This window comes from Lysinibacillus sp. NPDC098008 (assembly GCF_044760715.1).
GTDB lineage: Bacteria > Bacillota > Bacilli > Bacillales_A > Planococcaceae > Lysinibacillus.
Window position 1 is genome coordinate 229,216 of sequence record NZ_JBIWBA010000002.1, and the last position, 18,319, is coordinate 247,534.

An 18,319-nucleotide genomic window follows, 5' to 3' on the forward strand; every position below is an offset into this window, starting at 1 on the left:
AGCTTGTCCTTAGCTCTCTACTTTTACCTTTGGCATTGTAAGCTTTTGACTTTCTTCTAACGACACCACGATATTATCATTTAATAACTGGTCGACTACACCACCATTTAGGTTTAAAGAAGCCATTAATGTTTCAGCGTTACCAATCGCTTCAATAACAAATGGAGCAGGATGCTGTGTACCATCAATCGTTATCACTGGACCATTGCAGTGAATATAGGAGTTTGCCATTACACGTTGCCCATTAATAGCAATCGCTTGAGCACCTGAAATTTTTAACTCATTTAACAATTTAAAAACATGGCTCTCATGAACAATATAGTCGTTAGGGTTCAAAGATTTCGGATCATAGTCACCATCTTGCAGTGTAATGCGCACGCCCTTCCCTTCACTATTTAATTCACCAAGCAATAATCGTAAATCCTCTGCTTGCTCCACTAGCTTTTTATAGGCTTTTTCATCTGAGGCAAGGGATTGCTCATATTCCCGAATTTGCTCCTGCAAACTATTTAGTTCCTCTGAAAGCTCTTTGTTGCGTTCCTGCTGTGCAATAAGCTCCTCACGGTATGACTCTTCTTGTTCAAAAAGCTCTGAATCAATTGCACCTGCCTCACGTTTATCTTGCGCCTGGTTGTATGAATAGCCAATAATAAACCCTGTTGTAATGCATACAAGCAATAATTCAAATTGTTTTCTTGTGAAAAAGCTACCCTTGCTATTCTTCTTGTTGTTCATCTTCTGTCACTTCCTGGTTAACCATTTCCCCTTCTGCAGTGGTCTCCATATTGATATCTACCTTGTTGTATTCCTCATTAAAGGGACGATAATACGATCCAACCTCTAAATCAATCACACCTTTTTCTAAATCTGCGATTTGCGCTACAATTGAGGGGTAATAATTTAACTTCTCCGCTAATGTTTGAATAACCGCTCGCACTTCATAGCCGTCATTCATATAAAGCTTCACTGCATTTGGATTCGTTTCATTATTATTTGTGTTAACCTGAGAAATTAAAGCTAATACTTCTGGCTTTAACTGTGCTAGCTGTTCGACAAGCTTCTGAATCGTTTTTTCGCCAGCTATACCGATAAAAACAGGTGCATCAATGGGATTATCATTACCTGCTTGCTCAAAGCGTTGACCGTTTTCAAGCAATGGATAATAGGTGCCATCACCAGCTAAGTACGCAACTTTTTTCCATTCTTTAATATCAATTGTTACGCTCTGTAGCCACTTACGCTTAACTTGTACCTCTTTTACCCATTTATCCTTTTGTAAGCGCTTCTCAATATCTTCTACTTTGAAGCCCCACATCGATTTACCCGGCGCAAGTGTACTTGCCTCCACATAATATTGTTCATCTACAAGCTTAGCCCCATTGACAGTTATGTTCTTAATATCGCTGTATGGAGATTGAAAATAAAGGAGTACCCCTAAAACAATAAAGAAAAGTAATATGAGCACGATAAATTTCCGATTTGTACGCTTTTTTCGTCGCTTTTTTAGCGTAGGTATACGATCTTCTATATCAATTACTTTCTCCAAAAAGTACCCCTCCTTTATATTTATTTCGCTAATTGATAAATAATACCTATTATTAACCACATTGTTACTAAAGATGTTCCGCCATAGCTAATAAAAGGCAATGTTACACCTGTTACTGGCACTAAACCAATCACAACAGCTATATTAAGAAATGCCTGCACCATCAGCATTGTGACAAGCCCTATAATGGCATAATAGGATGTTCGTGTTTTAGCCTGTACAGCAAATTTATAGCCTGCATAAATCACCAGTACAAAAAGTGCCAAAATAACAAGCCCACCAATTAATCCAATCTCTTCTAGAATAATGGCATAAATAAAATCATTTTGTGGCTCTGGTAAGTATAAAAACTTTTGACGGCTTTGACCAAAGCCATGTCCAAAAATACCAGCTGGTCCAATCGCCATGAGTGATTGAACTGCCTGGAATCCACTTACCAGCGGATCAGCCCAAGGATCAAGAAATGCCTCTATGCGTTTAAGTCGATACGGTGCTGTTGCAATCATTCCTACTAATCCAGCAATGCCAGCTAGCATAATAATGGCATACAGCTTTAATGGATAACCTGCCACAAAAAATAATAAAAACACTGAAACAACGAGAATAAATACAGAGCCAAAGTCTGGCTGCAACATAATGAGTGCAACAGGTAACAGCAGCACTAAGCCATGACGCCAATTTACAACGGGCGCACCTGTTTTATGCTGTGCCAATATATGGCTCAAGTACACAATGACTGTAATTTTCGCTAACTCTGCTGGCTGAATCGTTAAAGGGCCTACACCAATCCAGCTTTGAGAGCCATTTCGTACAAGTCCAATACCAGGTATTAACACTAGCACAAGTAGAATAAGCGAAAATATATAGGCCATTTTCCAGAAGGACTGCTCTCTTAAAATTTTCAAGCGAGTTGTGATTAAAAACACAATAATCGCAACTATAAAATAGACACTTTGCTTCATATAAAACGGCATTTTTCCACTATAATGAACGGCACTCCAATAAGTACCTGCAGAATAGACGAAAATAATGCCGATTATTGATAACATCAAAGTTGTGACGAGCAATAAATAGCTTTCTTTCCCTCTCAGTAATGCCATCCTTCCAAGTCAAGTATATTCTAAAATAGTTACAGGGTCATTACAGCTTCATTACAGCATCAATAAAAACATCGCCGCGTATTTCAAAGCTGTCATATTGATCCCAGCTTGCACATGCTGGTGAGAGTAAAATCACATCACCCTCTGCAGACATCGGTGCTGCATAATGCACAGCATCTTCTACATTTTGCGCGATAACTGTTTGTGAAACGCCGCATGATTTCGCAAACTCTACAAAACGTAAACCCGTTTCGCCAAATGCGACAACACCCTTCACATGATGCATACAAGGGCGTAATTCCTCAAAAGAATGTCCTCGGTCTAAGCCGCCTGCTAGTAAAATAACAGGTGCTTCGAATGCGTCTAATGCACTCTTTGTCGCTAAACAGTTGGTTGCTTTAGAGTCATTGTAAATCTTACGACCATTCCACTCACGCACAAATTGGGTACGATGCCTTACGCCACCAAATGTTGCTAGCACTTCTTCCATTTTTTCTTTGTCACAGCCTACTAAAATGCAGGCTGCTATAGATGCTAAAATATTTTCTAAATTATGCTTACCTGGCAAGGCAATATTTGCACGTTCCATATATGGTTCGCCTTGCCAGTAAATCGTTGTATCATCGGCACTAATGCCATGTGCTGTCCGTCCATTCACGCTAAACGGAATTTTTTGTGCCTTTGATTGTGTTGCATAATCTGCCACAATCGCTTGGTCCGCATTATAAATAAAATAATCGCTGTCATCTTGATTGCACGTCACAGCAAACTTTGCTTGTGCATAATTATCAAATGTGCCGTGATAGTCAAGATGTGCATCATATAGATTTGTTAAAATAGCAATTTTAGGCTTAAACGTTTGTGTTCCCATCAATTGGAACGAGGATAATTCTGTTACAATAATATTATCCTCTGTTGCCTCCTTTGCAACGCCACAAGCAACTGTTCCAATATTGCCCGCAATCAAAGGGTTTTTACTACCTTTATCAAGCATATCAAAAATTAATGTTGTTGTTGTTGTTTTACCATTCGAACCTGTAATACCAATAAATGGCGCATCACTAATTAAATAAGCCAATTCAATCTCTGTCCATACAGGAATCTCTCGGCTAATTGCATCTGCCACAATGCGATTACTATAAGGAATTCCTGGGTTTTTCACTACTAATTCAAAGCCCTCATCAAGTAAATCCTCAGGATGGCGACCACAGATAACTGTAATCCCTTTCTGTAATAGCCCTTGTGCATCTGGGCTTTCATCAAATGGTTTTGAATCATTGACTGTGACAAAGGCGCCTAGTTCATGTAAAATTTCAGCAGCTGCCACACCACTCTTTGCTAAACCTAACACAAGTACCTTTTTATGTTGTAAATCCGTATAGTTTTTCATTAAAACGCCTCCGATAAAACTGCAATCAATGCTACTGCTAGGGCAGTTGACCAGAACACAAGCACTACTTTCCATTCTGACCACCCTGATAATTCAAAATGATGGTGGATAGGACTCATTTTAAAAATACGCTTTTTTCGAAGCTTAAAACTACCTACCTGCAAAATAACAGATAATGTTTCGATAACAAACACCAAGCCCACTAACAATAGTAAAAACTCCTCTTTCACTAAGACAGATACCATTGCCAATGCGCCGCCTAATGCTAATGAACCTGTATCACCCATAAATACCTTTGCTGGATTAGCATTAAACAGTAAAAAGCCTAATAATGCACCTGTTACAGCAAATGTAAATAAAGCGATATCTGCTTGGCTTTGGAATAATGCAATAACACCAAATGCTGCAAAAGCAATAGAAGCCGTTCCTGCCACTAATCCATCCAAACCATCTGTTAAATTTACTGCGTTGGAGAAGCCTACTAACCAGAAAATTAAAAAGGCTACATAGAAAACTCCAAGATCAATTGTCCACTCTGTAAACGGAATCGCAAGTGTTGTATCAAACGCTCCAACATACAGAAGGAAGTAAGCAAGAATAGCAATGACAATTTGACCAATCAGCTTTTGAAGTGACGTTAATCCTAAATTTCGTTTAAACACAACCTTTAAGCCATCATCCAATAAACCGATTAATCCAAACCCTGCTAATACTAATAATAATACAACGGTTTGGGTTGTTAATAAGTCTAAAAAGCTACCTACACCAACAGTTGTTAGGATGATAGAAAGTAAGAAAATAATACCTCCCATTGTTGGTGTACCAGCTTTTTTCATATGGGATTTTGGCCCTTCTTCACGAATACTTTGCCCAAATTTTAGACGGCGAAGAAGCGGAATACTAATTGGTGCTAGGATAACTGTTACTATAAAAGCAAGAGCTAAAATGGTAAGTGTTGTTGCGAGTTTCATTGAAAAATCTCCTTTAAATCTTGTTTCACTTTCTTCTTTTGGAAAAAAGCATAAACTTTCATTGTATTTATTACTACCCTTCATAATAATAGTGGTTCTTTCCCATTTTTTAAAGGTAAAGTTATATTACTTCTCCAAATATAAATGAATGGTACCATCTTGTTTGATAACACTATCCACCTCAGGTAACTGATTGCCAATTTTCGTGCCCTCTCCATGCCATTCTATACGGAATGGATAAAATTGCTTGGCAATATCATCCTTTGTTTGACCGATGAAATTTGGTACCTTCACAGTAATTGGATCACCATAACGATAATCCTTTTCAAGCTGTTCCTTTGATTTTTCAATACCAACAAAAGGTGCAACGTCCTCAATAATTTGCCCAACAATAGGTGCTGCTACAACACCACCAAATTGTGTTGTCTTTTTTGGATTGTCAACTGCTACATAAACGACGATTTGTGGGTCATCTGCTGGCGCAAAGCCAATAAAGGATACAATATATTCACCACTTTTATAGCGACCATCCTCAACCTTCTGTGCTGTTCCTGTTTTACCACCAATTCGTAAGCCCTCTCGAAAGGCTTGCCGCCCTGAGCCTTTTGCTACTACTGATTCCAGCGCGCCTCGAACTTTTGCAGAAGTTTCCTCACGAATTACCTGATTTTTCACAGTCGGCTTTGTTTCCTGAATAACCTCTCCTGTTTTCGGATTAAAAACCTTTTTCACAACATATGGCGTGTATAGCTTGCCTCCATTAATTGCCGCAGCTACCGCTTGCACTTGTTGAATCGGTGTAACAGCTACCCCTTGCCCAAATGATGTTGTAGCCTGCTCCACTGGTCCAAAGGCTTCCTTTGAAAATAAAATACCTGAAGCTTCACCGGCAATATTAGAGCCTGTTTTTTGACCAAAGCCAAAATCTTTAATATATTGCAGCAAGCGTTCATTGCCTAGTCGTTGCCCTAGCTCAATAAAGCCAGGGTTACAGGAGTTTTCTACAACTTCTAAAAACGTTTCATGCCCGTGCCCCTCACGCTTCCAGCAGCGAAGCCTTGCACCAGCAACCATTGTATAGCCTGGATCATAAAATGTATCATTTTCTAAATCGACTACATCCTCTTCCAATGCTGCACTCAACGTAATAATTTTAAAAGTAGAGCCTGGCTCATATGTCATCCATACAGGTAAATTTCGATTATAAATAGCAGGCTCTACTAATTGATAGTCAGCAGGATGAAAAGTTGGATAGGACGCTAATGCAACAATTTCACCATTATTTGGATTCATCGCAATAGCCAATGCTTGATCAGCATCATAACGTTTCATCGCCTGTGATAGCTCACGCTCAACAACCTGTTGCACATCCACATCAATGGTCAACTCAATCGTTGCACCATCCTCTCCTGCCTTCCAAGCACTTGCAACATTAGGCAAATTATTGCCTTTAGCATCTGTAAAAAGACGAATGGCAGATGAATTCGCTGTTAAAAACTTATTATATTCATATTCAATACCAGCTAAGCCTTGCGCATCATAGCCTGTAAAGCCTAAAAACCGTGAAAGCATTGTACCGTAAGGGTAATCTCTGGAGTAATCTACACCGCTATATAGCCCTTCAATCTGCATACCCTGCAATTCCACGGCTTTTTCATATGGAATATTTTTGCCTTCTGGTGCTAGTTTAACTAAGTAATCCTTTTTCTGCATCTTCTCAAGCAGCTTTGCTTTATCCACCTCTAAAACTTGTGCAATTTTTTCGGCTGCTCCCTCAATATCTTTGCTTTGGGCAGGCATAAAATATAAGGTTGGTGCTAGTTTATTTGTCACAATGCTTTTACCATCGCGATCTGTAATATGCCCTCGTTCATTCGCAAATGGAATTTCTCGATCCCAGTTTTCTTCCGCTTTTTGCGTTAGCTCTTTTTGATCTAACACTTGCAAAAAAAACAATCGAATAATAATTGCCGCTGCTACACACATAAACAACACATATAAAATTCGTAAACGTTTTTTAGAATGGATAGAAATCCACTTCATTCGACATCACACCTTGTTTTTTACAACGTATGAAATAAAGTGGACTTCTATTCAGCGTTATTTTCATCCTCAATTTGCTCTAGCTCTTCTTCGGGAATTTCTTCTCCCTCAGAGGACGCTTCAACATCCTGAATAAAACTTTCAGCTGGTGTTTTAAGCTTCACAACAATTGGTGAGCTATCTGTAATAATTGTACCTGCTGACACACTTTGACTAGCTACAAAGCCCTCACCGAAAACTTCTATATCTATTCCTGCCATTGCTTTAAATACAAGTAAATTTCGTAATGACCAATTCGTAAAGTCTGGCAATGTAGTATCACCATCTGTCTTTAAAAATACAAAACTACCTTTTACTAACTTTTGAACATCCTTTGGATATTGATCAATAATTTGGCCGCCACCGCCAACAATAACTGGCTGTAAACCATCATTTACTAACTCTACTTGAATAGCATCCGCATTTCTGCCTGTATAATCTTGAATACCAACATGATCTACATGCTGAACATCATCTGGATTAATATTGAGATGCTTTAAACTATTTAGCATAACAGGCTTAAACACTTTAGATACAGGCACTGAGCCCTGCTCACCTTGCTTTAATTGCGGCTTTTTCACTGAAACATAGACAATTAACTGTGGATCATCGACAGGCGCTAAACCTAAAAATGAATACAAATATTGGTTTGAAAGATAACCACCGCTCGCTTTTGGAATTTGGGCAGTACCTGTTTTCCCTGCAACCTCATAATCCTCCAATATAAAATCCTTCGCTGTACCATACTCTGATGTTAATGTAGATGCAAGAATTTCTCGTACTTGTTTAGCTGTATCCGCTTTAATCGGCTGTCCCTTTTCAACAGGCTTGTGGTTTTGAATCACCTTCCCTGTTGACGAGTCTACAATCTGATCAATAACGTATGGCTGCATCATTTTTCCATCATTTGCGATAGCTGTCATTGCTTGTACTAGCTGAATGGGTGTTACGGTAGAGCCTTGACCATAGGTAGTTGTGACACGCTGAATTGGATATTTAGATAGCAGTGTACCTGTTGCCTCATTTGGTAAATCAATGCCTGTTTTCTGCCCAAAGCCAAAGCGATCTAAGTAGTCGTAAAAGACATCCTCACCAATAATCTTTAATAAATGTGCCATTGCTGTATTAGATGAACGCTGGAACCCTTCTAAGTAAGTAATCGTTCCCCATCCTCTACCATTATTATGATCTCGAATATCACGATCAAGCACTCTATATCTACCTGACGCATAGGTTGCATTTGGTGGCCATGTATCTGTATCAATCGCCGAAGCGAGCGTGAATGTTTTCATCGTTGAGCCAGGTTCAATTGTTTCCTCAATCACTTCATTGAGCCACTTCATATTTTGGCTATCTCGTGTTTCAGGGTTAAATGTAGGGCGCTGGGACATTGCCAAAATTTTCCCTGTTTTCGCATCTGCAACAACTGCTGTCATCCCTTCAGGGCTATATTCCTTTTCAACCTTTGTCATTGCCTCTTCTAAAAAGCTTTGAATAGTTTTATCAAGTGTTAAATAAATATCATTACCGTCTTTTGCAGGTGTAATCATTTTCTCGCTATTTGGTAGTAAGTAACTAAATGCATCTGTTTCGTACTTGACCTTACCATTAACACCTGTTAATTCCTTGTTATACGTATACTCAAGACCCATCTCGCCTTTTGTTGTAACAGTACCATCACCATTATCCTTTTTTAATGCATAGCCTATTAAATGTGAGGCAAACACCCCATTTGGATAATAACGCTTTAAGTCATTAACAAATAAAATTCCCGGTAATTTTTCCTCTTTGATTTTTGTCATCACTTCATAGCTAATATCTCGACCTGCACTACCAAACTCCACTTGGTATAAAGGTTCCCCATCACTTCGATAACGGTTATTCAACCGTTCAAGGATATCCTCCTTCTTCATTGCAGGAATATATTTAGCTAAAACCTCTGCCGTTTTTTCAGCATCTACAACATGGCGAGGATTTTTTGCATCAATTGTAGCCTCTTCATTCACAATTGCCACTAATCGATAGCTTAATGTATCCTCCGCTATCACTTGACCATTGCGATCATAAATCTTTCCTCGATTTGCTGTAATAACACTCTCTTTGCCATACTTAGCCGCTGCCTTTGCAGCAAGCTCTTGTCCTTCTACCTGTCCTGTCGCTTGAATGGTTACCATTCTTGTGAATAATAGAAAAAAGAGCCCTCCATAAAAAATTAATAATAGAAAGGCTCCCCACTGGAATCGAAATCTCTTTTTTTTCATTCTCCCGGCACTACCTTTACATTTTTCTCATTTTGAGTTAAACCGAGTTCTTCCGCTTTTTTCCATATATTTTCGTATGTAGAAAGTTCACTTACCCGCACTGTCAAGTCAACATTCTGTCTTGCAACTTTATCTGCTTCTGCTTCGATTTTTTGAATGTCTATACTTGTTGTTTGAATAGCTGCTTGCTTATTTAGCACGAATACGCCCAATACAGCGATAATACCAACTAATACGAGTAGCATTGTTTTTTCAAACTTCTGGTTTGTTTTTTTACGACGTCTGATAGTGGGTTGTGGACTAGGTGGTGTTATTGGTTGTTGCACTTGTTGATGTTGGTGCTGTTTTACACGAACTGCTGCCATTTACTCACGCCCTTTGTCGTTAATTTTTTCTACCACTCTAAGCTTTGCTGAACGCGCACGATTATTAACTGCCAATTCCTCATCAGAAGGAACAATTGGCTTTCGTGTTATAAGCTTTAAAGTTGGTTTCATGTCATCAGGAATTACAGGTAAATTTGGTGGTAACTCCGGTAATGACGATGCTTCCTTAAAAATGGTCTTGCATAGGCGGTCTTCCAATGAATGGAACGTAATAACACTAATACGTCCACCTACATTAATCATATCAATCGCATCGACTAGTGAATCCTCTGTTGCGCCTAGCTCATCATTAACAGCAATTCGTATTGCTTGGAAAATGCGCTTCGCTGGATGTCCACCCTTTCGGCGTGCCGCTGCTGGAATACCCTCTTTAATTAATTCTACAAGTTGGCCAGTTGTTTCGATTGGTGCTGCTTTACGTGCTTCCTCAATTTTACGAGCAACTTGCTTTGAAAACTTCTCTTCCCCGTATCGGAAAAATATCCGCACAAGGTCTTCATATGCCCATGTATTGACAACTTCAAATGCTGTAAGCGTTGCCGTTTGATCCATGCGCATATCAAGTGGGGCATCGTGGTGATAGCTAAAACCTCGTTCAGGTGTATCTAACTGTGGGGAAGATACGCCTAAATCATATAAAATACCATCAACCCGCTCGATGCCATGAGCTAATAATTCATCTTTTAAATAGCGGAAATTCGCATGGATAAATGTTACGCGCTCTATATAGGGCGCTAAGCGAATTTTCGCATTTTCTATAGCCGTTATATCTTGGTCAAAGCAAATTAAACGACCTTTATCTGATAATTGTTGTACTAAATATTCACTGTGTCCTGCACCACCTAACGTACAATCCACATAAATACCATCAGGATCGATGTTCAACCCATCAACAGTTTCCTTTAGTAACACGGTTGTATGATCGAACATACCACTCGCTCCTCTCAGGCCTTAACCTTATTTAGCTAGCGCTAACATATTTATCAAAAGTTAAAAATCAAAGCCAATCATATTTTCTGCAATTTCATTAAAAGATTGTTCAGACTCACTAAAGTACGCTTCCCATGCATCCTTCGCCCAAATTTCAATGCGATTGGAAACGCCTAACACTACACATTCCTTCTCAAGATGTGCATGCTGGATAAGCGTAGCTGGGATATTTATGCGACCTTGCTTGTCTATTTCTACCTCCGTTGCACCAGAAAAGAAAAACCTTGCAAATGCTCGTGTATCTTTTTTGGTCATCGGTAAACCTTTTAATTTTTCTTCGAGTTTTCGCCATTCATTCATAGGGTAGCCAAATAGACAATTATCAAGCCCTCTTGTCACAACAAACGTTTCGCCTAAAGCCTCACGAAATTTTGCAGGTATGATCAATCGTCCTTTTGCATCAACGGAGTGTTGATATTCTCCCATGAACATGCTACTCACCCCACTTTATTAAATAATGTACCACATCCCCCCACTTTCCTCCACTTTTTTTAAAAAAACTTGACATTTTATCAATGAATATGCAAATAGACCTTTAATGAAATATTTGATATATGCTAAATGGCATAAAAAAAGAGCCATCCTTAGTAGGATAGCTCTTTATATACTATTTTTCTCGACAGTATTCATCAAATCTATATCGCATCAAATTATTATCTGGGTATAAAGCATCTAATAGTTGAGATTATATATATAGTAAATAGTGGTGTTTATCAATACTGTAATGTTGCTTTAACATTTCTGTAATAAACATAGGTCCAAACTCATTAAAATATTGATATGGATTATAAGCTCGCTCTTGGAAGCCATCGTTTGGATATAGCTCATTGTGTAATGTCATAAATTTTCGAATGGTTGTTTCATGCTTGCTCAGTACCATTTGTTCAATTTTTTGCTGTAGATAGTCAAATTGCTTGAGATGATTCTCTTGATTTTTTACAAGTATTTTATCGAGATAAAGGTGCTGCTCCTCTAAATAACCTGCAAGCTCCTTGTATTTTTCAGTGATCATTTGCTGCATTGCTTGAATTTGACGCTTCGCCTCATCATCCTGCACATCAGCAATAAACTGTTCCTTTAATTGCAATGCTTTCCCATCCCAAACATCAGCAACCGTTAGCTGATACTCCTGCAATAACTGCTCTACATGACGTGTCACAATTGTAATATGCAGGCGGGGAGCAAAAATTGGCATTTGTAGGTCTAATGCTGTAAAGGCATTTTTCAGTGTTGCCCAATACGCCAGCTCCCCTGGTCCACCAACAAATGCAAGCACAGGCAATACCATTTCCTGCATTAACGGACGTGTTACAACATTATTACTTAAACGTTCAGGGTGCTTTTCTGCTATCTCCAAAAGTTCCTCTTGAGAAAACTTAATGTTTGCCGCTAAATTAACAAAAAGCTTATTTTTTCTTTCTAGCAGATGACGCTCTCCATCCTCTACATAAAATAAATTAGCTGCATCCTTTGTTGCTAAAATAGGTTTACCGTAGCCAGCACACTCAAGTGCCTCTTCCTGCTCAGTAACAACGCTGGCAATTTCCTCAGTGTGCTGAATAATACGTGTGAAAGGCTTGCTTTCATATTGGCGCAAGCGAAAATCTGCTGCATCTATTAATAATAAGCCCTCACCTTTAAATAATTGATTCATCAATCGTGCAAAGAAATCCGTAAATGTTTCGCTATCATTTAATACATTTACTAATTGCTCCATAAGCCCTTCTGTAAATGCGGTTTCGCCATAATCTCTCACAATTGTATTGATTAATTGTGTCATTGCCTCTTTATTTAGCGCTGTTGCAGAAGCCATCGTTTTACGTCGAGAGCGCTCACTATATGTGCGTTTTTTAAGCGCTTCGCCTTGCATTGTATAGGTGTGATTAATCTCTTCTAAATCATGATCTTCTCCAGCTATCCAAAAAACAGGAACGACTGGCTGCTGAAGCTTCTCACTTTGTTCTTTTGCTAATGCAATAACCGAAATTGCTTTATGAACGGAGTAAAGGGGACCCGTTAAGATACCTGCTTGCTGCCCACCGACTATTACCATAGCTCCTTGCTCTAATTGTTTTAAATGTTCACTTGCTTTGCTGGATAGCCCAAGTGGCTCCATATATTGACGGATAATTGCTGTTAGTTCTTTTTGGTCATGGGCACGCTGTGCTAAATACGCTGCTCTTTTCTCAAAAGCTTGATCATGATAATCGTATTCAAAAAACTTATGGATGGCAGTATTTGGCGACCAATAATCTGCAAGCACATGATTTTTAATCGGTGCTTGGATAGACTCCAGTTTCATTTAACAAAAACTCCTCTACTCACTAAATCATTTTCCTCATTTTTAACAGGAAATCGACTCCATTCATACTATGCATATTATGCTATCAATAGTGCTGCTGCGCTGTTGTAAAAGTGCATGTTCCCTTCAAATATCATTCACAACAGCAAGCTATTTCGATACTATGCTTCTAGCACTAGAATTTAGTCACTATTCCCGTTTATATAAAATGATTTTTTATTACTATTTTCAATGCTTATTATTTTAACGCTTATAGCTCTAACATGAAAAGAAAATGCTTAAGCCACCTGTAAATATTCTATAATCGATTGAATAACGCCTACTAGACAAATCACAACATATGCCGTGCTTAGTATTAAAAACAAAAAGCGCCAAATTTTTTTCAACAGCAGCTTTACTTCTAGCTCCTTTTTCGTCCGCCAATCAATATATGTAAAAATTATCGCCAGCATTATTGCCAACATCACTAACAATGCCCCTACATTTATATGCCAAAGCACACCAATTGCTAAGGGCACTGAAAAGAATAAACATAATGTTGTAATATCAGATGCTGCACCAAATGCATGTGTGCCACGAATTTTAACTTTTCGACCAATCCAATAAACAATGATAAAAAGCACAATTGGGCAAAAAATTACAATACTAATGATGATATGTAAAAGGTCTTTCAACTTCGTTCACCGCTCTCCTCTATCGCAAGTACCTGATGATATAGAGTACGCAAGGTAGGTAAATTGTGTCCATTCACTAAAGCCTTGTTCAAAATAGCGCCAACAATTGTTTCAATTTCACTTTTTCTACCCTGCATACGATCTGCAAGCATAGATGATGTATTTTCGGCTGTTTTCCTACATAAGTCTACCACATCGTTAAAGGATATAGTGTGTGCAATGCTTGTAAAAGCTGCTGTCAGCTCCTCATATATCGTTTGCATTAGCAAAAACGCTTGTTGATTGGTTACTAATTCTCCATTCTTCACCTGTAAGACAGCCGTTAATGGATTAATCAAGCTATTCAAGATTGCTTTTTCAAATAGCATTTGCTCTGCGTCTTCGACATGTTCAACAGGAAATAAATAATGGTGTAGCTGAAGTAGCTGTTGAAAGGCCCGCTGTTGACCACGCGCTATCGCAATTTTGCAAGAACCAATCCCGCTATGTTGAACCGTTGATTGCCCTGCTATTCGCGCACCAAAAGACACTGAGCAAAAGGCAATATTGTGATGCGGTAATGCAAGAGCTTCTTCAAAATGCGCTAAGCCATTTTGCATAAACAACAATGGTGTATCATGTGCTAACGTTATAATTTGTTGATAGAGCTTTTGTAAATGACTATACTTCACAGCAATTACGATTAAATTTTGTGGTGGTAATGTAGCTAAATCTGTGGTAGCCATCACCATATGCTTGGTTTTTGTACCATCCATATTGATACGTGTTAGCTGATGTGTTTGAAGTTCATTTACCTGCTCCTGTCTTCTTGCTACCAATGTCACTGACATACCAGCTTCTGCGAAAAAGCTTGCTGTTAATTGACCAACTGCGCCCGCACCAATAATGGCTACCTTCACTCTCTCCACTCCTTTCCTTTTGATAACAACAAAGTGCCTTAGAATATTTCCAAGGCACCTTCTATATACATTCTTCTATTATACAGGATGGATGAATTGTTGACGATAGACAGGTAGAAAAACACATACACTTTCTTTTCGCTCTTATATTGCCCTTAATCTTTCATTAATGAATATCCCTGTTGTAGCCATTTCACTAATTTATCATGCTCATTTTGCAATTCGCGATGCTTCATTTCAAGGTTTTGATAAGCTTCTGTTAATTCGTCAAAACTTGTCAATGCTAATTTTAAGTGACTTCGCATAGATTGTTGTGGTTGATTGCGTACAGCTAATAGTGACTGACTATATTGGCTACGCAATGTTTTATTCCAGCGAAAACCACATGCTTGTTTTGTACGACCTAGCTCTGCAGCAGCTAATTCAAATGCCTCTAACTGTGTTTTGCCATTTTGCACATTATGCAACACAATTTCTGCTAGTCTTTCATCGTCTTCCTTTGTCCATTGGTCTTTTCTTTTTTTCAATTCCATAATCTATCACCCTCGCATTTTTTACTACTATATGCAAAAGCGAGCAAAATAGAATCATTGCATAAAAAAAGACAATGATGATGTTGCCCTCTCATCATTGTCTCTATCCATTACTGATTATTTTTCTTCGTCAAGAAATTATTAACAGCCTCGTGATGTGCCTCACTTTCCCACAATTTCGCACAGGTGCGAACTTCCTCCATCACACGTTCATACATATTGCGCTCACGCCACTTACGAAGTTCAATTTCTTTATAGGCTTTATGAACAGACGGATGAATTTTTCGCATATGTTCAATAAAATCGTTTAATGCCTCTTCCTTTGAGCCTTCGAAAACCCGCATTGCCCATCCTATTTCATATAGTAGCTGTGCTGGATATGGCTTGGCATCCACTAGCATCTTCATGGCACGGTCATGGCGTAAGCCTCGTTCAAATAGATATGTGCCACCACCCCAGCCGCTTGTAATTGCTAAAGTTCCTTGAATAAACCCACATTTTGCATGGCTTGCTACTAGACGAAAATCACATGCTGTAGCAATTTCACAGCCGCCACCAACAGCCGTGCCATTAATAAGCGCAATAGTTGGTACAGGAAGCGTCGCAAGGTTGTATAATATTTTTCCCATCTTGCTTAACATACCAAATGCTTCGTCCTCTGTTTCCAGTGAATGAAACTCTGATAAATCTCCTCCTGAGCAAAATGATTTCTCTCCTGCACCTGTCACTACTAAAAAGCGCACATCCTCATGCTCACGAATATATGTAATAACTTCCTGTAGTCCATCCATTACCTCATCATTCACAGCATTGCGTTTTTCTTCACGATTAATCGTAAATGTCATCACACCATCATGATGGTCAATTGTATAAGACATACTATTCCCCCTTTGTTTCTATGAATAGATTGTATCATACAATGATTTTACGATTATATGAAACTGCAGCACCAACGAAATATTCTGTCTTTTTAAGCTAACAAAAAGGCTAGTAAAGAGCCATGGTCTCTCTACTAGCCTTTTAAGTGAGCAAACACTGTATTATTTGCTTACTACTTCTTTACCTTTGTATTGTCCGCAAGCTTTGCAAACACGGTGTGATAATTTAGCCTCACCACAGTTAGGGCAAGTTACCATACCAGGTACAGATAATTTGAAATGCGTACGACGCTTTCTTTTTGCAGTTTTAGAAGTTCTTCTAAATGGTACAGCCATTGATGGCACCTCCTTACAGATCGTCTATTCGTCTGTTTGATCAAAATACTTAGCTAAAGCAGCTAGTCTTGGATCCACTTTTTGTTCGTCAGCTTTTTTGTGTAGCTCTACGTCTTCATCTGTTGCATAAGACCAATTTTTACCGCCTTGCACTTGTCCTTCAGAGTTTTCTTTGAACACTTGCATAGGTACCTCAAGTAACACAAGTTCCTCAAGCACTGGTTTCATGTCGATAACTTCACCATCAATATAGTGAATATCTCCATCATCGTCTCCTCGTTTATCTTCGTCAATCCAGCTAAAAATTTCAACTGTATCCACGTGGATAGGGAACTCAACATCCTCCCATGTACGAGCACACGGAAGTGTTAACGTTGCTGTCACAGTTAACTGACATGTCATTTGCGATGCACCAAAAGTACATAGCCCTTTTACATGAACGGGCGAAATTGCTCGAATATCCTGGTTTCGCGCCATCACTTCATCCAGTTGGATAAAGGCATCAATTGGCATCCCGTTTTGACGGTACTTCGATAATTGATGAATTGACCATTTCATTCGCTTAATCACCTCGAAACAACACTGTTGATTATATAATGTGTAAAAATAGATGTCAAGATAATTTCTTGTCACCATAAAAAAACCCACCTATAATTGTATACGATTAAACGTATAATTGCGTCTAATAAGTTTACAGCAAAGACATAATTGATAAGGAGGGATGGCATGCAAGCAGTTGGAATTGTTGTTGAATATAATCCATTTCACAATGGACATGCCTATCATTTAAAGCAGGCTAAAAAAGCAGCACAGGCGGACCTTGTGATTGCTGTTATGAGTGGAACATTTTTACAACGCGGCGAACCCGCAATGGTGGATAAATGGACGCGTACTAAAATGGCTTTGGCTGGTGGTGTAGATATTGTCATTGAGCTACCATACGTCTATAGTACAGCACCTGCTACAGATTTTGCAAAAGGTGCTATTTCATTATTAAGTGCTGTTGGTTGCAATTCCTTTGCATTTGGCAGTGAAGATGGTTCAATCCAGCCTTTTTTAAATACATTTGAACTTATCAACAATCACCGCGCTGAGTATGATGCACTTATTAAAGATAGCCTTAAAACAGGCGCAAGTTATCCAAAAAGCCTGTATTATGCCTATCATCAGCTTTCTCAAAAGTTTCCTGCTTCATACATTGATCTTGCACAGCCCAATAATATATTAGGCTTTCATTATTTAGAGGCAGCAAAGGCTCTTAATCGCCCTATAAAGCCACTGACGATTCCTCGCATTGCAGCAGGCTATCATGATGCGCTACAGGAGGATGCCTCCATTGCCAGTGCCACAGGAATACGTCAAGCACTTGCCGCTAGCCAATCATTACAAAGTGTGCAGCAAGTTGTTCCTGAAGCATCCTTTCAATATTTAACAGATTGGCAAACAAAATATCATACATTTGCAAGCTGGGAAGCATTTTGGCCATTGTTACGCTTTACAATTATGCGTCATACGCCTGCTGAACTTACTCGCTATGCAGAGGTAACAGAAGGAATTGAAAATGCCATGCTCAAAGCAGCTAAAACAAGCCAATCGTTTAGTAGCTTTATGGAAAAAATCAAATCAAAGCGCTATACATGGACGCGCCTGCAACGTATGCTGACACATATCTATACAGGCTTTACAAAAGAGCAGCTCCAAAGCTTTCAAGCGCCCTCCTTTATTCGCTTATTAGGCATGAGTACCATAGGTCAGGCTTATTTAGGGCAACAAAAAAAGCATATTGAGCTACCATTAATTAGCAGGGTTGCAGCTACGAATGATGCCATGCTTGCTATCGATATCCATGCAGCAGAGCTCTACAATTTAAGTATAGAGCAGGGAACTACAGGCTTCAGTCTTCCAAAAGACTACCAAACACCTCCCATTCGTTTTTAAACATAGCAGAGGGATGCTAGTTGTGTTGCTAGC

The 18,319-nt window shown here is 38.9% G+C and carries 18 protein-coding genes; 1 reads left to right on the forward strand and 17 read right to left on the reverse strand.

Annotated features, from left to right (window positions below; genetic code table 11):
* Positions 1-9: 9 nt before the first annotated feature.
* The 17 genes from ACIQVU_RS03510 to ACIQVU_RS03590 all read right to left on the reverse strand — a co-directional run bounded on the left by ACIQVU_RS03510 (position 10) and on the right by ACIQVU_RS03590 (position 16,906).
* Entirely contained in the window at positions 10-735 is a 726-nt protein-coding gene (locus tag ACIQVU_RS03510; protein WP_340804639.1) for a DUF881 domain-containing protein, read from the reverse strand.
* A complete protein-coding gene (locus tag ACIQVU_RS03515) occupies positions 716-1,546 on the reverse strand; it encodes a cell division protein FtsQ/DivIB (protein WP_340804638.1) in 831 nt (276 codons plus the stop codon). Before ACIQVU_RS03515 ends, ACIQVU_RS03510 begins: the two co-directional genes overlap by 20 nt.
* 20 nt (positions 1,547-1,566) lie before the next feature.
* On the reverse strand, positions 1,567-2,646 hold the full coding sequence (ftsW, locus tag ACIQVU_RS03520; RefSeq protein ID WP_340804637.1) for a putative lipid II flippase FtsW: 1,080 nt from the start codon (positions 2,644-2,646) through the stop codon (positions 1,567-1,569).
* A gap of 40 nt (positions 2,647-2,686) precedes the next feature.
* Positions 2,687-4,036, reverse strand: a complete 1,350-nt coding sequence (gene murD, locus ACIQVU_RS03525; protein ID WP_340804636.1) for a UDP-N-acetylmuramoyl-L-alanine--D-glutamate ligase — start codon at positions 4,034-4,036, stop codon at positions 2,687-2,689.
* Positions 4,036-5,007, reverse strand: a complete 972-nt coding sequence (mraY, locus tag ACIQVU_RS03530; protein WP_340804635.1) for a phospho-N-acetylmuramoyl-pentapeptide-transferase — start codon at positions 5,005-5,007, stop codon at positions 4,036-4,038. Before mraY ends, murD begins: the two co-directional genes overlap by 1 nt.
* Positions 5,008-5,133: 126 nt before the next feature.
* A complete protein-coding gene (locus ACIQVU_RS03535; protein WP_340804634.1) occupies positions 5,134-7,050 on the reverse strand; it encodes a stage V sporulation protein D in 1,917 nt (638 codons plus the stop codon).
* A gap of 47 nt (positions 7,051-7,097) precedes the next feature.
* The gene (locus tag ACIQVU_RS03540; protein WP_402893865.1) at positions 7,098-9,350 is read right to left on the reverse strand and encodes a penicillin-binding protein; all 2,253 of its coding nucleotides are present in this window, start codon (positions 9,348-9,350) and stop codon (positions 7,098-7,100) included.
* Positions 9,347-9,715: a cell division protein FtsL gene (gene ftsL2 / locus ACIQVU_RS03545; protein WP_340804630.1), complete on the reverse strand. Its 369-nt coding sequence runs from the start codon at positions 9,713-9,715 to the stop codon at positions 9,347-9,349. Before ftsL2 ends, ACIQVU_RS03540 begins: the two co-directional genes overlap by 4 nt.
* Positions 9,716-10,666, reverse strand: a complete 951-nt coding sequence (rsmH, locus tag ACIQVU_RS03550; RefSeq protein ID WP_402893868.1) for a 16S rRNA (cytosine(1402)-N(4))-methyltransferase RsmH — start codon at positions 10,664-10,666, stop codon at positions 9,716-9,718. It abuts the gene before it with no gap.
* Between the two features lie 60 nt (positions 10,667-10,726).
* Positions 10,727-11,158, reverse strand: a complete 432-nt coding sequence (mraZ, locus tag ACIQVU_RS03555; protein WP_340804628.1) for a division/cell wall cluster transcriptional repressor MraZ — start codon at positions 11,156-11,158, stop codon at positions 10,727-10,729.
* 253 nt (positions 11,159-11,411) lie between these two features.
* Positions 11,412-13,028 (reverse strand): bacillithiol biosynthesis cysteine-adding enzyme BshC, encoded by a 1,617-nt coding sequence (gene bshC / locus ACIQVU_RS03560; protein ID WP_402893873.1) that lies wholly within the window; start codon positions 13,026-13,028, stop codon positions 11,412-11,414.
* Between the two features lie 278 nt (positions 13,029-13,306).
* On the reverse strand, positions 13,307-13,702 hold the full coding sequence (locus ACIQVU_RS03565; protein ID WP_340804626.1) for a DUF3397 domain-containing protein: 396 nt from the start codon (positions 13,700-13,702) through the stop codon (positions 13,307-13,309).
* The gene (locus ACIQVU_RS03570) at positions 13,699-14,601 is read right to left on the reverse strand and encodes a ketopantoate reductase family protein (protein WP_340804625.1); all 903 of its coding nucleotides are present in this window, start codon (positions 14,599-14,601) and stop codon (positions 13,699-13,701) included. Before ACIQVU_RS03570 ends, ACIQVU_RS03565 begins: the two co-directional genes overlap by 4 nt.
* Positions 14,602-14,756: 155 nt before the next feature.
* Complete coding sequence (locus ACIQVU_RS03575) at positions 14,757-15,134, reverse strand: transcriptional regulator (RefSeq protein ID WP_053993823.1); 378 nt, start codon at positions 15,132-15,134, stop codon at positions 14,757-14,759.
* Positions 15,135-15,244: 110 nt separating this feature from the next.
* Positions 15,245-16,012 (reverse strand): enoyl-CoA hydratase/isomerase family protein, encoded by a 768-nt coding sequence (locus ACIQVU_RS03580; protein ID WP_340804624.1) that lies wholly within the window; start codon positions 16,010-16,012, stop codon positions 15,245-15,247.
* Positions 16,013-16,174: 162 nt separating this feature from the next.
* On the reverse strand, positions 16,175-16,348 hold the full coding sequence (rpmF, locus tag ACIQVU_RS03585; RefSeq protein ID WP_004224819.1) for a 50S ribosomal protein L32: 174 nt from the start codon (positions 16,346-16,348) through the stop codon (positions 16,175-16,177).
* A gap of 24 nt (positions 16,349-16,372) precedes the next feature.
* Entirely contained in the window at positions 16,373-16,906 is a 534-nt protein-coding gene (locus tag ACIQVU_RS03590; protein WP_340804622.1) for a YceD family protein, read from the reverse strand.
* 168 nt (positions 16,907-17,074) lie between these two features.
* On the opposite strand from ACIQVU_RS03590, the gene ACIQVU_RS03595 reads away from it, so the two are divergent.
* Positions 17,075-18,286 carry a nucleotidyltransferase gene (locus ACIQVU_RS03595; RefSeq protein ID WP_340804621.1) on the forward strand — a complete coding sequence of 404 codons (1,212 nt, stop codon included), beginning with the start codon at positions 17,075-17,077 and terminating at the stop codon, positions 18,284-18,286.
* The last annotated feature ends 33 nt before the right edge of the window (positions 18,287-18,319 follow it).